The 13,484-nt window shown below is 71.2% G+C and carries 17 protein-coding genes; 8 read left to right on the forward strand and 9 right to left on the reverse strand.

Features of this window, described 5'->3' with window-relative positions; translation table 11 throughout:
* Positions 1-13 precede the first annotated feature (13 nt).
* Genes iolD through iolC form a run of 4 tightly spaced genes read right to left on the reverse strand, consistent with a single transcriptional unit; the run spans position 14 to position 4,614 of the window.
* Positions 14-1,891 carry a 3D-(3,5/4)-trihydroxycyclohexane-1,2-dione acylhydrolase (decyclizing) gene (gene iolD / locus ACF1BE_RS03840; RefSeq protein WP_392197347.1) on the reverse strand — a complete coding sequence of 626 codons (1,878 nt, stop codon included), beginning with the start codon at positions 1,889-1,891 and terminating at the stop codon, positions 14-16.
* Positions 1,888-2,712 (reverse strand): 5-deoxy-glucuronate isomerase, encoded by an 825-nt coding sequence (gene iolB, locus ACF1BE_RS03845; protein ID WP_392197348.1) that lies wholly within the window; start codon positions 2,710-2,712, stop codon positions 1,888-1,890. The genes iolD and iolB overlap by 4 nt, the downstream gene beginning before the upstream one ends.
* Before the next feature lie 7 nt (positions 2,713-2,719).
* Complete coding sequence (locus ACF1BE_RS03850; RefSeq protein WP_392197349.1) at positions 2,720-3,667, reverse strand: deoxyribose-phosphate aldolase; 948 nt, start codon at positions 3,665-3,667, stop codon at positions 2,720-2,722.
* Positions 3,664-4,614, reverse strand: a complete 951-nt coding sequence (iolC, locus tag ACF1BE_RS03855; protein WP_392197350.1) for a 5-dehydro-2-deoxygluconokinase — start codon at positions 4,612-4,614, stop codon at positions 3,664-3,666. The genes ACF1BE_RS03850 and iolC overlap by 4 nt, the downstream gene beginning before the upstream one ends.
* 345 nt (positions 4,615-4,959) lie before the next feature.
* Here iolC and ACF1BE_RS03860 point away from each other — a divergent pair, with 345 nt between their 5' ends.
* The 6 genes from ACF1BE_RS03860 (at position 4,960) to ACF1BE_RS03885 (ending at position 8,787) form a co-directional block, all read left to right on the forward strand.
* Complete coding sequence (locus tag ACF1BE_RS03860) at positions 4,960-5,160, forward strand: helix-turn-helix transcriptional regulator (protein WP_392197351.1); 201 nt, start codon at positions 4,960-4,962, stop codon at positions 5,158-5,160.
* A 186-nt stretch (positions 5,161-5,346) separates the two neighbouring features.
* On the forward strand, positions 5,347-6,759 hold the full coding sequence (locus ACF1BE_RS03865; RefSeq protein WP_392197352.1) for a condensation domain-containing protein: 1,413 nt from the start codon (positions 5,347-5,349) through the stop codon (positions 6,757-6,759).
* Positions 6,760-7,014: 255 nt separating this feature from the next.
* Entirely contained in the window at positions 7,015-7,269 is a 255-nt protein-coding gene (locus ACF1BE_RS03870; RefSeq protein ID WP_392197353.1) for a hypothetical protein, read from the forward strand.
* A gap of 155 nt (positions 7,270-7,424) precedes the next feature.
* A complete protein-coding gene (locus tag ACF1BE_RS03875) occupies positions 7,425-7,730 on the forward strand; it encodes a hypothetical protein (RefSeq protein WP_392197354.1) in 306 nt (101 codons plus the stop codon).
* A gap of 146 nt (positions 7,731-7,876) precedes the next feature.
* Positions 7,877-8,125 (forward strand): hypothetical protein, encoded by a 249-nt coding sequence (locus ACF1BE_RS03880; protein WP_392197355.1) that lies wholly within the window; start codon positions 7,877-7,879, stop codon positions 8,123-8,125.
* A gap of 320 nt (positions 8,126-8,445) precedes the next feature.
* Positions 8,446-8,787 (forward strand): hypothetical protein, encoded by a 342-nt coding sequence (locus tag ACF1BE_RS03885; RefSeq protein ID WP_392197356.1) that lies wholly within the window; start codon positions 8,446-8,448, stop codon positions 8,785-8,787.
* A gap of 136 nt (positions 8,788-8,923) precedes the next feature.
* Here the strand turns inward: ACF1BE_RS03885 and ACF1BE_RS03890 are convergent, their stop codons facing one another.
* The 4 genes from ACF1BE_RS03890 to ACF1BE_RS03905 form a co-directional block, all read right to left on the reverse strand.
* On the reverse strand, positions 8,924-9,196 hold the full coding sequence (locus ACF1BE_RS03890) for a hypothetical protein (RefSeq protein WP_392197357.1): 273 nt from the start codon (positions 9,194-9,196) through the stop codon (positions 8,924-8,926).
* A 213-nt stretch (positions 9,197-9,409) separates the two neighbouring features.
* The gene (locus tag ACF1BE_RS03895; protein WP_392197358.1) at positions 9,410-9,679 is read right to left on the reverse strand and encodes a hypothetical protein; all 270 of its coding nucleotides are present in this window, start codon (positions 9,677-9,679) and stop codon (positions 9,410-9,412) included.
* Between the two features lie 212 nt (positions 9,680-9,891).
* A complete protein-coding gene (locus ACF1BE_RS03900) occupies positions 9,892-10,170 on the reverse strand; it encodes a hypothetical protein (protein ID WP_392197359.1) in 279 nt (92 codons plus the stop codon).
* Between the two features lie 210 nt (positions 10,171-10,380).
* Positions 10,381-10,863 (reverse strand): hypothetical protein, encoded by a 483-nt coding sequence (locus tag ACF1BE_RS03905; protein WP_392197360.1) that lies wholly within the window; start codon positions 10,861-10,863, stop codon positions 10,381-10,383.
* Positions 10,864-11,305: 442 nt separating this feature from the next.
* On the opposite strand from ACF1BE_RS03905, the gene ACF1BE_RS03910 reads away from it, so the two are divergent.
* Both ACF1BE_RS03910 and ACF1BE_RS03915 read left to right on the forward strand, forming a co-directional pair.
* Positions 11,306-12,031, forward strand: a complete 726-nt coding sequence (locus tag ACF1BE_RS03910; protein ID WP_392197361.1) for a hypothetical protein — start codon at positions 11,306-11,308, stop codon at positions 12,029-12,031.
* Between the two features lie 77 nt (positions 12,032-12,108).
* Positions 12,109-12,387: a hypothetical protein gene (locus ACF1BE_RS03915; RefSeq protein ID WP_392197362.1), complete on the forward strand. Its 279-nt coding sequence runs from the start codon at positions 12,109-12,111 to the stop codon at positions 12,385-12,387.
* 327 nt (positions 12,388-12,714) lie between these two features.
* Here the strand turns inward: ACF1BE_RS03915 and ACF1BE_RS03920 are convergent, their stop codons facing one another.
* A complete protein-coding gene (locus tag ACF1BE_RS03920) occupies positions 12,715-13,470 on the reverse strand; it encodes a chaplin (RefSeq protein WP_392197363.1) in 756 nt (251 codons plus the stop codon).
* Positions 13,471-13,484 lie beyond the last annotated feature (14 nt).

Below are 13,484 nucleotides of genomic sequence, written 5' to 3' on the forward strand. Positions count from 1 at the left end.
CCAGAAACTCCTTCTACAGATGGCGGCGTCGGGTCGAGACGTGCCGTTCGTACAGCTCACGTGCCCTGACCGCCGACGGTCGGGTCGCGGTCTCGGCCACAGGAACATCCCACCAGGCCTGCGCCTCGGGCGCGCCCGACACAGTGTCGGACGTTTCGGTCTCCACGTAGACACATGTGGGAGTGCCGGCGGCCCGTGCCTCGGCGAGCGCCTCCCGCAGCTCCCCCACGGTCCCGGCACGCAGCACCCGCATGCCCAGGCTGGCCGCGTTGGCGGCGAGGTCGACGGGCAGCGGGGCGCCCGTGTACCCGCCCTCCTTCGCCGGGAACCGGTAGGCGGTGCCGAACCGCTCGGCGCCCACCGACTCCGACAGGCCGCCGATCGAGGCGTACCCGTGGTTCTGCACCAGCACGACCTTGATCGCGACGCCCTCCTGCACGGCGGTCACGATCTCCGTCGGCATCATCAGGTAGGTGCCGTCGCCGACCAGCGCCCACACGTTCCGCTCCGGCGCGGCGAGCTTCACGCCGAGCGCGGCCGGGATCTCGTAGCCCATGCAGGAGTAGCCGTACTCCAGGTGGTACTGGTCGCGCGAGCGTGCCCGCCACAGCTTGTGCAGGTCGCCGGGGAGCGAGCCGGCCGCGTTGACGATGATGTCCGACTCGTCCACGAGCGCGTCCAGGGCACCGATGACCTGCGGCTGGGTCGGCCGTGCGGCGCCGTCGCCGGCCGCGAAGCAGGCGTCGACGCGCCGTTCCCAGCGTTCCTTGTCCGCGGTGTAGCCGGTGACGTAGGAGTCGGGGACCGTGTGCCCGTGCATCACCAGCGCCTCGGTCAGCTCGCCGAGCCCGCTGCGGGCGTCGGCGACCAGCGGGAGTCCGGCGAGCTTGTGGCCGTCACAGGGCGCGATGTTGAGGTTGAGGAAGCGGACGTCCGGGTGGGCGAAGAGGGTGCCGGAGGCGGTGGTGAAGTCGGTGTACCGGGTGCCGACGCCGATCACCAGGTCGGCGTTGCGGGCCAGCTCGTCGGCGGTCGCGGTGCCGGTGTGCCCGATCCCGCCGACGTCCTGCGGGTGGTCGTACCGGAGGGAGCCCTTGCCGGCCTGGGTGGAGGCGACGGGGATGCGGGTGGCCGACGCGAACTCCGCGAGGGCCTCCTCCGCGCGGCTGTGGTGCACTCCGCCGCCCGCGACGACCAGCGGCCGGCGCGCCTGCCGGACCGCCCGGACCGCCTCCGCCAGTTCGGCCGGGTCCGCGCCCGGCCGTCGTACGGTCCACACGCGCTCGGCGAAGAACTCCTCCGGCCAGTCGTAGCCCTCCGCCTGCACGTCCTGCGGCAGGGCGAGGGTGACCGCGCCGGTCTCGGCCGGGTCGGTGAGGACCCGCACGGCCTGGAGAGCCGACGGGATCAGGGCCTCGGGGCGGGTGACGCGGTCGAAGTACCGGGACACCGGGCGCAGGGTGTCGTTGACCGACACGTCGCCGGCGTACGGCACCTCCAGCTGTTGGAGCACCGGGTCGGCCGGGCGGGCGGCGAAGACGTCGCCGGGCAGGAGCAGCACCGGCAGGTGGTTGACGGTGGCCAGGGCGGCGCCGGTGACGAGGTTGGTCGCGCCGGGGCCGATGGACGTCGTCACCGCGTGCGTGGACAGGCGGTTCGACTGTCGGGCGTAGCCGACCGCCGCGTGCACCATGGACTGCTCGTTACGGCCCTGGTGGTACGGCATGACGTCGGCGTACTCGATCAGCGCCTGGCCGATCCCGGCGACGTTGCCGTGCCCGAAGATGCCCCAGGTGGCGCCGATCAGCCGCCGCCGCTCGCCGTCCCGCTCGGTGTACTGGGCGGCGAGGAAGCGGACGAGTGCCTGGGCGACGGTCAGCCGCGTCGTCATCGGTATCCCCCTGTGGTCTCGGTGTGGTCCGGGTGGAAGCAGATCCGCCACTCACGGGTCGCGCCCGGGCCGGCCATGACGTTCAGGTAGTACAGGTCGTGCCCGGGCTGGGCGACGGACGGGCCGTGCCAGCCGTCGGGGACGAGGACCGCGTCGCCGGAGCGGACCTCGGCGAGCAGGTCGGAACCGCCCGGCCGGGAGGGGAACACACGCTGGTAGCCGAGACCGTTCGGGCCGTCGATCTCGAAGTAGTAGATCTCCTCCAGCTCGGACTCCTCGCCCGGCCGGTGCTCGTCGTGCTTGTGCGGCGGGTACGAGGACCAGTTGCCGCCCGGGGTGATCACCTCGACGGCGATCAGCTTGTCGCAGTCGAAGGAGTCGGCCGAGGCGAAGTTGCGCACCCGGCGGGCGCATCTGCCGCTGCCGCGTTCCTCGACGGGTACCTCCGGCGCGGGGCCGTAGCGGGCGGGGAGTCGTCGCTCGCACTTCGCTCCTGCCAGGGCGAAGCGGCCTCCCGCGCCGGAGGCGATCTGGACCCGGGTGTCCCGGGGGGCGTACACGAAGTCGGAGACGTCCGCGAACACGCTCTCCCGGCCCAGGAGTTGGAACTCTTGCTGCTCGATTCGCACGGTACATCCGCCTTCCAGCGGAAGCACGATCCATTCGCTGTCCCCGGTGGTGAACGTCTGCGTACCGCCGGGTGTCAGCTCCACGACGCGCAGGCTGCTGTGCGTCCACCCGGCCCGCTCGGGGCCGATGTCGACGGCGTACCGGGCGTTCGCGGTCGTGCCCCTGGGCAGATGCAGGTCGGTGCTCGTCATGCGGCCCTCACAGCAGTCCTACGGCGGTGTCCACGGCGGCGGCCACGTCGCCGTCCGCCGGGTACAGCAGCGAGCGGCCGGCGACCAGGCCGCGCACGGTGGGCAGTCGAAGGGCGCCGCGCCACTTGTCGTAGGCCGCGCGCCGGTCCCCGGGCGAGTCGCCGATGTCCCCGCCGAGCAGCACGGCGGGCAGCGTGGAGGTCTCCATCACCCGGGCCATGTCGCCGGGGTCGTCGGTCACCGGCACCTTCAGCCAGGTGTAGGCGGAGGAGCCGCCGAGGCCCGAGGCGATGGCGATGGACCGGGTGACCGCCTCGGCCGACAGGTCGTTGCTCAGCCTGCCCTCGGGGGTGCGGCGGCTGATGAAGGGCTCGACGAACACCGGGAGCCGGCGGGCGGCCATGGCGTCGATGGCGCGGGCGGTGGACTCCAGGGTGGTCAGGGAGCCCGGGTCGGCGTAGTCGACGCGCAGCAGCAGCTTGCCCGCGTCGAAGCCGAGTCGCTCGATGTCCTCGGGGCGGTGGCCGGTGAACCGGTCGTCCAGCTCGAAGCTGGCCCCCTGGAGGCCGCCGCGGTTCATCGAGCCCATGACGACCTTGTGGTCCAGGGCGCCGAGCAGCAGAAGGTCGTCCAGGATGTCGGCGGTGGCGAGGACGCCGTCGACGCCGGGCCGGGACAGCGCGAGGCAGAGGCGTTCGAGCAGGTCGGCGCGGTTGGCCATGGCCAGCCCGCGGCCGCCGACGCCGAGGGCGCCGCGGGCCGGGTGGTCGGCGGCGACGATCATCAGCCGGCCGTTCTCGTTCAGCAGGGGCCTGCGCGCCCGGCGGGCGGCGGCCTCGGCGATCGCCTCGGGGTGACGGGTGCGGATGCGGACGAGTTCGGGGACGTCCACGCGGGGGTGGCGGACCCCGTCACCGCCGTGGGTGTGCGTACCCGTGACGCGGCCCGCCCTCACCGGACCGCTCCTGCCTCGAGCGCGGCGGCCACCTCGTCGGGGGCGGGCATCGCGGAGGAGCACTCCAGGCGGGAGGCGACGATCGCGCCGGCCGCGTTGGCGTGCCGCATGACCGTCTCCAGGTCCCAGCCGGCGAGCAGGCCGTGGCAGAGGGAGCCGCCGAAGGCGTCCCCGGCACCGAGTCCGTTCAGGACCGTGACGGGCAGGGGCGGGATCTCGGCGCTCTCGCCGTCGCTGCGGACGGCGAGAACCCCCTCGGGTCCCTGCTTGACGACGGCCAGCTCGACACCGGCGGCCAGCAGGGCGCGGGCGGCCGCATACGGTTCGCGTTCCCCGGTGGCGATCTCGACCTCGTCCACGTTTCCGACGGCGACCGTGGCGTGGCGCAGGGCCTCGGCGTAGATCGGGCGGGCGGACGCGGGGTCGGTCCAGAACATCGGGCGCCAGTCGAGGTCGAGGACGGTGGTCCCCGACCTCGCCCGGTGGGCGAGGGCCGCGAGGGTCGCCGTACGGCTCGGTTCCTCGCTCAGGCCGGTGCCGGTGACCCAGAAGATCCGGGTCCCGCGGACGGCGTCCAGGTCCAGCTGGTGGGCGTCGATCTCCAGGTCGGGGGCCTTGGGCTGCCGGTAGAAGTAGAGCGGGAAGTCGTCCGGCGGGAAGACCTCGCAGAAGGTCACCGGGGTGGGCAGGCCGGGGACGGGGGTGACCCAGCGGTCGTCGACGCCGAAGCCGCGCAGCGCCTCGTGGAGATAGGCGCCGAACGGATCGTCGCCGGTGCGGGTGATCACGGCGGTGCGCCGGCCGAGCCGGGCCGCGGCGACCGCGACGTTCGCCGCCGACCCGCCGAGGAACTTGCCGAAGGTCGACACCCGGGCGAGCGGGACACCGGTCTGGAGCGGGTAGAGGTCCACTCCGATCCGCCCCATGGTGATCAGGTCGTGGACCATCGGCTTCCCTTCGTCATGACTCTCCCCGGTTTTCTAGCCCCGCACGCCGAACCCTGTCAATGTTTTGTCCAGACATTCGAACCAAGTCCCTCCGCGGGTTCGGCCGGGCGCCCGTTCGGAGGTCCTCATGGTTGCCCTTTGTGGTGGATGTGTCACAGATATTCCCTGCCTGTAACACATGTCCCGTGTACGCGGGCTCTCGGTCACACCAGATCAACAGACGCTCTCCGTCGATCACCGGGCGTCGTTGACGGGGCACAGGCTTGTTGATCGCCAGCGCAGCGCCCGGTCCCCCGGCGGCCGTTCCCCGGTCGCGGCCGCGGTGCGCGCGGGGAGGTGCAACGCATGACCGACCGAAGGCTCTGGTCCTACAAGGAGATCGCGGCGCACATCCGGGTGCAGTCGGACACCGTACGGTCCTATCGCAAGCACGGGCTGCTGCCCCCGCCCGACCACGTCGAGGGGGGAAAGCCCTACTGGTACGCCGACACGGTCCGTGCCTGGGTCGCCTCGCGCCCCGGCAACCGCGGCCGGAAGGACGGCTGACCCCGTCCGCGGGCCCGGCGGGGCGGCCCCCCGTCGCTCGGGCCCGGGCGCCGCCCCTCGAGCGGCTGATCGCTCCGCCGTTCGAGGCGTCACACATCCCGCTGAATTGCCCGCGACACAGCGGCCACCGCTCGCGCACGGCTCCCCCTTGATCAAGCTGGTGTCTTCTGCGAAGGAGACGCCACTGTGCGAATTTCTGACATTCAGCGCTGCGAGGTCCGGCCCGGGCGGCTCGTCGAGTGGACGTTCAGCCCGGCGACCATCGCGGCAGCGGCAGCACTGCCGCCGGACCCGCGGCCGCCGGCGTACATTCAGGAGTCGCACATCAGGACGGCGCGGTCGGTGCGCGAGGACGGACTGTTCGTACCGACCTGGCTCGGCACGGCGTTCGACCTGCCGGGCCGAGCCGATCTCGACGTGCTGGAACGGGTGTTGCGCGACTGGACGCTGCGCCACGAGACGCTGCGCAGCGGTTTCCGGTGGGCCGGCGACGACATGCACCGGTTCACGCTCGACGGAAGGGACGTGTCGCTGCGGCGGGAGGTGGTCGGCGACTTCGCCGACACGGGCGCGCTGGTCCGGCACTTGCAGGACCGGTTCGACGTCGCGGCGGACGCGCTCGGCTGGCCGAACCTCATCTACGCGGCGGTCGTCCGTGACGACTCCACCAGCGTGTACATGGCCTTCGACCACACCAATGTCGACGCCTACTCCCTCCAGCGCGTTCCGGACGAGATCCACGAGCTGTACACGGCGGCCGCCACCGGACGGTGCGCCGTCGACGCTTCCACGAGGAGTTACGTGGACTTCTGCCAGCAGGAGCGGGCGGACGCGGACGGGATCGACGACACGCACGCGATCGTCGCGCGCTGGCGGGAGTTCATCGGCCGCTGCGACGGAAGGCTCCCGGAGTTCCCCGTCGACCTCGGTCTGCGGCCCGGCGGCGAACTACCCACCCAGAAGCTGATGTGCGAGCCGCTCCTCGACGCGGGCGCGGCGGCCGCGTTCGAGACGCACTGCCGGCCCTACGGCGGCAGCCTGGTCGGCGTCCTGGCCGCCACCAGTCTGATCGTCCACGAGCTCGGTGGACAGCCGTACTACCGCACGGTCGTGCCGTTCCACACCCGGGTGAAGTCCGCCTGGTCGGACTCCGTGGGCTGGTACGTCGGCGGCGCACCGATCGAGGTGCCCGCGGCGCGGGACTTCGACGGCGCACTCACCGCCGTCCGCTCCGAACTGCGGGCCAACCGGTCGCTGGCCCGCATCCCGCTGGCCCGCGTACTGCGCCTGCTGGGCGCGGACTTCCGTCCGACGTCGCCCGACATGTACTCGATCGTCTCGTACATGGATGCCCGCGTCGTTCCCGGGTCGGCCCGCTGGGCCGAGGAGAAGGCGTACGGGCTGATCCGGGTGTCGCACGGCGACCAGGTGTGCGTCTGGGTCAACCGGCTGCACGAGGGACTGTGGCTCGCCTGCCGCTACCCCGACACCGAGGTCGCCTACAAGAACGTGCGGCGGTACGTCGAGGGACTGCGGGACCTGATCGTCTCGACGCCGGACCGCGGTCACCTCCGGGTCGCGGAGCCGGCATTCTCCTGACGCAACTTTCTGCGGGTTCACCCGTGTTGGTGCCGCCGTCGTACGGCACCTGACGCACCTCCACGGTGCTGCGACCGCCGGGGCACCACAACTGGAGTTTCTGGTCCGCACGTTGGCGACGACACAGCGCTTCCGCGGTCTCCCGACCTCCTCATGACACGAATGTCCGGCAAGGAACACCCCTTCGCTACTGGTAGTGTCTGTGAAGTCACGTTGAGCAACAATTTGTTGCACAAGCGAAGAACCGAGGGTTCCATGCGCAAGCTTCAGAAGGTCGTGATCGCAGCAGTCGCGGCGGCCGGCGGCCTGTCGGCCATCGGCGCCGGCGCCGGCACCGCCGTCGCCGCAGACACCTCCGACGGGGGGCCGCAGGTAGCCAACCTCTACCGCCCCTACCAGGAGTGCAGTCCGCAGACGGCGATCGAGAACGACATCCCGATCGCGGTGCTCGGCCTCGCCGGCACCCTGGACACGACCTGCGGCCAGTTCAACAACGCCTTCAACGGCTGAGTCCGGCAGCGTCCTCGTACACGACGCCCGTGGGGCCCTTCGGAGTCAGCCGCGAAGGGTCCCGGCTCCCCGGCCGGTTGCCCGGGCATCGAAGACAGCGCCCGGCGCGGCCGGTGCCCGGGCATCGGGTACTCCCACGAAGGAAGACGCATCACATGTTCAGCAGGAAGAAGATCATGGCCGTCGCGGGGCTCGTCGGCGGCCTTGCCGTCACCTGCACCGGCATGGCCCAGGCGCACCCCGGCAGCGGCCCGGGAACCTGCACCCAGGACCCGTCGGGCGACATCGTCTGCACCCAGCAGATCAAGGGCGAGGTGCCCGCGAACGGCGTCATCCCCCACCAGGAAACCTGCATGCCGGTGCAGCCCACGGTGCTGCCCGCCGCCCTGGGGAACGGGACGACGCAGTTCGGGCACAGGGTGTCCTGCTCCCCGACGACGACGGTCCTGCCGGCATCCTGAGGGACGCACGGCACAGAAGCGGACAGATGGTACAGGTGCGACAGCGACATATGGGGTGTAGGTCCCGAAAAACTACGTAACGTCCGTCTATTCTCACGGTACGTAGTCATACGCGGGCGCCGTGCCCGTGTAAGAAAGGGTCAACCATGCGTAAGTTCCAGCGCGCCGCTGTCGTAGCGGCCGCGGTCGCCGGTCTGTCCGCCTTCGGTGCCGGGGTCAGCTTCGCCGGCGAGGGCGCGCCGGCGGCGGTCACCGCCGTGGCCAACGCCGTGGCCGTCGGCGGCGATTACTACGCCCCCCAGGAGGAGCGGCACCAGCCGGAGGCCCAGCCGGAGGAGCAGAAGGACCACGAGCCCGAGCAGGGTTACAGCGAGCACCAGGGAGAGGGCGAGTAAGGCCCTACCGAGGGCTCACCCTCTCGGCGCCGCACGGGCGCGTCGAACTTCTTCGGAGGCCTGAGCACGTTACGGACCCGGACTCCCCGGCCCCCACCGGCTCGGTCCGGTTCAACGGTGTGTCGGACGACAACCGTGGCACAGGCTGCCCGGACGCGCGGTCCCACAGGGTGCGCGTCCGGGCCGCGGCCATCCTGCCGTCGCGCTCACCTGACAGCGCGTCCGGTCAGGATGCCCTGTTTTCGACCTCTTCCCGGGCCCGGGCGCACGCCGGTCAACGGCACAGGCGCCCGGGCCACCGTTGTAAAGGAACACAGCACATGTTCAGTCCACAGAAGATCGCCACCGTCTCGGGACTCGTCGGAAGTCTCGCCATCATCTGCCTCGGCGGCGCGCACGCGTACGCGGAGGGGAAGCCGGACGACTGCAAGACCAGCGAACAGGGCACCGTCTGCGTCCACAAGAGCGAGACCTACACCGACCAGGACGGCACGCACGTCATCAAGCAGACGCAGGACTGCTCGACGACCGACCGGCCGAGCGTGGTGGATCCGGAGAACGGACTGGTGGGCGGCGGGTCCACCCACGTCGGGCCGGTCGTGGACTGCTCCAACAAGGCGGAGCTGCCCAAGGGCTTCAAGAAGCCGCAGATCGCATCCTGATCACTGCGGGAAAATGCCGGGCCGGGATTCTTCCCGGCCCGGCATTTCCGTCTCCGCGGAGGCGAGCCCACCGATGAGACAAGAACGCCCGGTGCCCCGGCCGACGGCCGGGGCACCGGGAAACGGTTCCGCGCTATCAGCGGCCGACGGTGTTGTTGCAGCCCTGGTCCGAACCGATGCTGGTCTGCTGCGCACCCGGGTTGCCCTCGCCGTTGAGCGCGTTGCCCAGCACGCCGTTGAGCAGGCCGACCTCGCCCAGGACGTCGACGTTCAGGTCGTGCGACCGGCAGGTGCTGGTCTGCGTGACGTCGAAGCCGCCGTCGCCACCGGCGTAGGCGGAGCCGGCACCCAGGAGCCCGACGCTCCCGAGCGCAGCGACGAGGACGGCAGCCGTGCGGAGCTTGCGCATGTCATCTCCAGTGAATCGAAGGGGATGTGATCTGTGGACGATCGAGGCCGCGCGATCACGAACGCTGATCCGCGACGGCCGGAAGAAGCCAGCGGCGCACCGAAACAGATGTTTCGCCACACCGCCGGCGCACTTCGACGGCCTCCGACGCCCTGCCTCGGGCCTGACGCCGGGGACCGTTCACTGCCCGGCGCGTCAGCGCCGGACAGAGCCTCAGAGGGCGCTGTTGTTGCAGCCCTGGGTGGAGCCGAGGTGGGTCGCCTGGGCGCCCGGGTTGCCCTCGCCGTTCAGCAGGTTGCCGCCCAGGCCGTTGAGGATGCCGACCTCGCCGAGGACGTCGAGGTTCAGGTCGTGCGAGGTACAGCTGCTGCTCTGCTTGATGTCGAAGCTGTCACCGCCGCCGGCGTAGGCGGAGCCGGCACCCAGGAGCCCGACGCTCCCGAGCGCAGCGACGAGGACGGCGGCCGTGCGGAGCTTGCGCATGTCATCTCCAGTGAATCGGGGGGATGTGATCTGTGAACGATCGAACCGTGCGATCACGAAGGGCGTGATCCGGAACGGCCGGAAGAATCCAGCGGCGCACCGGGAGAGAGTTCTCCCGGCGTCGCGGGCGGACGTCAACGGTCCCCGGCGCCACGCCTCGGCCCGGTGCCGGGGACCTTGTGCTGTCCGACGTCTCTGCGTCGTTCAGAGCCTCAGAAGGCGCTGTTGTTGCAGCCCTGGGTGGAGCCGATGTCGGTCGCCTGGGCGCCCGGGTTGCCCTCGCCGTTCAGCGCGTTGCCCAGCAGGCCGTTGAGGACGCCGACCTCGCCGAGGATGTCGACGTTCAGGTCGTGCGAACGGCAGGTGCTGGTCTGCGTGACGTTGAAGTGGTCACCGTGCTCGCCGCCGTCGCCCGCCTGGGCCGTGCCGCCCGCGAAGCCGATGGTGCCGAGTGCGGCGACGAGGACGGCAACGTTGCGAAGCTTGCGCATTTCATCTCCGATGAGTTAGTGCGTGCGGTCTGTGACAGACCGACTTCCTACAGTCACGGAGATTAGTACGAAGCCCTCTAAAACGGACAGTGACGCGCCGTGTCTGTGATCGTGAGGCAGAAGCACCCGAAAGGCCGTATCGCCTGCGGACGGAGCCCGTGGGCCGCGATCCGCCAGCGGTCCGTGCCGGGCGTCGAGGCCGGCCGTGCGCTAGCGCTGCTGCTGCGCGCTGGCGAGGGAGTTCGCCTGGTTGTTGGCCTGGGTGCAGTCGACGCCCTTGGTCTCGGACGCGGCGAGCAGGGCGATCGGGACGTTCGCGTCGAGCAGGGTCTGCGGGCTGCACTCCTGGTACGGACGGAACAGGTTGGACTGGGTCACCGGTCCGCCCTGTACCGACTGCGGGGCCTGGGGAGAGAGCTGGGGAGAGAGCTGCGGGTTCAGCTGGGGGTTGATCTGCGGGGCCACCTCGGTGCCCCGCTGCGGGGCCGCCTGCCGCGGGGCGGCCGGCGAGCCGTAGGTCTGCGCGGTCGCCTGGGAGGAGGCGGCCGAGTTGACCTGGGTGTCCGACTGTGAGACGGGGGCCGGCGCCGCCCCGTTGTGGGCGGGGGTGACGGCGGAGCTGGGGCCGGCACCGACGGCGGACAGACCGCCGGCTGCCGCGACGAGGAGCGCGACCTTCTGAAGCTTGCGCATGGGATTTTCGGCCCTTCATTGACCTGTGCACGAAACCTGGCGAAATGCCGATGCGGCAACGCGGTTGTCACTGCTCTCGCTGCCCTGCGATGCCATCGCTCTCGGCCCGTGGGGAACGAGGTGAACGCGGACCCGGATACGGCCGCCCGGTCGCAGGTCACCCATTTGACGCAAGGGCGCACGGGCCGCCACGCGCGCCGGTCGAGGCAAACGGGTGACGGGTGTCAGGGTGCCGTGACCACAGCGCGCGAGTCCTCGTTCCAACGGGGAGAAGGCAGCGACCGTTGACCTGTGGGTGAGGGAATGTGCTGCCGGTTCCGAACACAGTCCGCGCGCTGCTCACGCATCACCGCTGCTGCCGTGCAGCGGCAGTACCCCACCGTCTGCACGCGTGACCGCACCGCATGCAATGTTTTTCAGGTATCGAAGGGCCGAGGGTTTCATGCGCAAGCTTCACAAGGCCGCGCTCGTCGTAGCAGCGGCCAGCAGTCTCTCCGGCATCGGCGCCGGCGCCGGCCATGCCGACGCTCCGGTCGGACATGGCAGTCCCACTCCGGTGCCGGCTCCCGACCACCCGGCTCCGCAGACCGCGCCGGCTCCGCAGGCCGCGCCCGCGGCGATGGCTCCGCAGACCGCACCCGTGGCGATGGCTCCGCAAGCCGCGCCGCAGCAGCAGACCGGGTACGCCGCCGCATCGGCCTCGTCGCAGGGAACGGCACAGGCCACCACCGCGCCGTACCCGCAGCAGGCCGCCCCGGCGCAGCAACCCGCCCCCGCGTACCCGCAACAGGCCGCCCCTGCACAGCAGGCAGCCCCTGCGTACCCCCAGCAGCAGGCAGCCCCGGCGTACCCCCAGCAGGCCGCTCCGGTGTACTCCCAGCAGGCCGCTCCGGTGTACTCCCAGCAGGCCGCCCCTGCGCAGCAGCCCGCGCAGGTCATGCCGCAGGTCGCCCCGCAGGTCGCCCCGCAGGTCGCCGTGCCCCAGGCGTTCGGCCCGGAGCCCCCGATGTGGGTCGCTCCGCAGGTGAACCCGCAGGTGAACCCGCAGATCAACCCGCTTGTCAACCCGCAGGTCACGCCCGAGAGCGTGCCGCAGGTGACTCCGGTCGGCCTCGGGCAGGTCGCGGCGCCTCCCGTCGGCCAGCTGGGTCTTCCCCGACTCGGCTGACGCTTCCCGCGATCGTCCGCACCCCCTCCCCACTCGACCTCTTGCGGATCCCGTCCGCTCGACCAACGGAGAAACCCATGCGCAAGATGCACAAGGCAGTCCTCGTGGGCGCCATCCTCGGCAGCGTCGGCTCCCTCGCCGGCAGCACCGCCGCCTTCGCCCACGGTGAGCCGGGTCACGACCTCGACATCAACCAGGGCATCGAGTGCCGCTCACACGACATGAACATCGAGGTGATCGGCGGCCTCAGCGCCCTCACCGGCCTGGCGGGCAATGTGCTGAACGGTGAAGGCAACCCGGGCGCGCAGCAGAGCCACCTCGGTTCGAACATGGGCTGCAGCAACCAGGCGTTCTGACCTCGCCACCCTTCGCTCCGGGCACGCACAGATCATCCCGGCGCGGCCGTCCCACCGCCCACGTGCGCGGTGTGCGGCCTCGCCGACTGTGCGTGCCCTTCGCGTTGCTGCTTCAGGGCCTGATCGGTACGGACACGTCACGGGCCCCGGGAGAAACCGCTTCTCCCAGGGCCCGCTCCGTCACTCTCGGAGAACCACCCGTCCCCACGGCGCTGTCACAGCGTCACCGCTGGACGACCGGCTTCGGGAGTGGTTCGGCACTGCGGGTCCGGGGCGTCACGACGGACCCGCAGCACTTGTCGTAACCGGGGCACGCCCGGTGCCGGGTCAGCGGATGTGACCAGGGGTGTAGCGGCGGTACAGGATCGCACCCGCCACAATGAGCGCGGCGCTGCCGGCAAGGGCGGGGGCCGTGAGGTCCGCTCCGGTGTGGGCCAGCGAGGGCGCCGCGTGACCCGGGGTGTGCGCAGCGGGGTGGGACCGGACGGAGGCCGGCGGCCTGGGGGCCCGGGGCCTCGGGACCGTGGAGTGCGAGATCCGGCGCGTGTGGTCGCCGGAGTCGTTGACCGACTCGTTGCCGACGACCGCGTTGCCGACACCGACCACGTTGACACTGTTCCCGGACACGTTCACCGGCAGGTGGACCGGGAGCTGCAGGTCGTTGCCGGACAGCAGCCCCGGCGAGTCCGCGGTGGTGCCGTGAGCCGACGCCCCACCGGACGCGCCCGATCCGTCACGCTCCTTCCCGCTGCGGGTGTGCGCCGGGACGGCCTTCCCCGCACCCTCGGCCCGTGTCGAGCCACTCTTCCCGGCACCGTCGGCCTTCGCCGAGCCACCGTTCACACAGGTGTTGCCCACGGCCGGGTTGAACAGCCCAACGACGTTCACGGTGTTTCCACAGAGGTTCACCGGCACGTGCACCGGGACCTGGACGGAGTTGCCGGAGAGCACACCGGGTGAGCCGGCCGTCGTGGCGTCGGCGCCGGCCCCCTCGGCCGCGAACGCGGCGGACACCGGCAGGGCTACGGCCATCGCGCCGGACGCGGCCACGGCGATCACGCCGTATCGGGTAGTCCGTCTCATGAGTTTCCTGCCTT

The sequence above is a fragment of the Streptomyces sp. NPDC014991 genome (assembly GCF_043080665.1).
GTDB lineage: Bacteria > Actinomycetota > Actinomycetes > Streptomycetales > Streptomycetaceae > Streptomyces.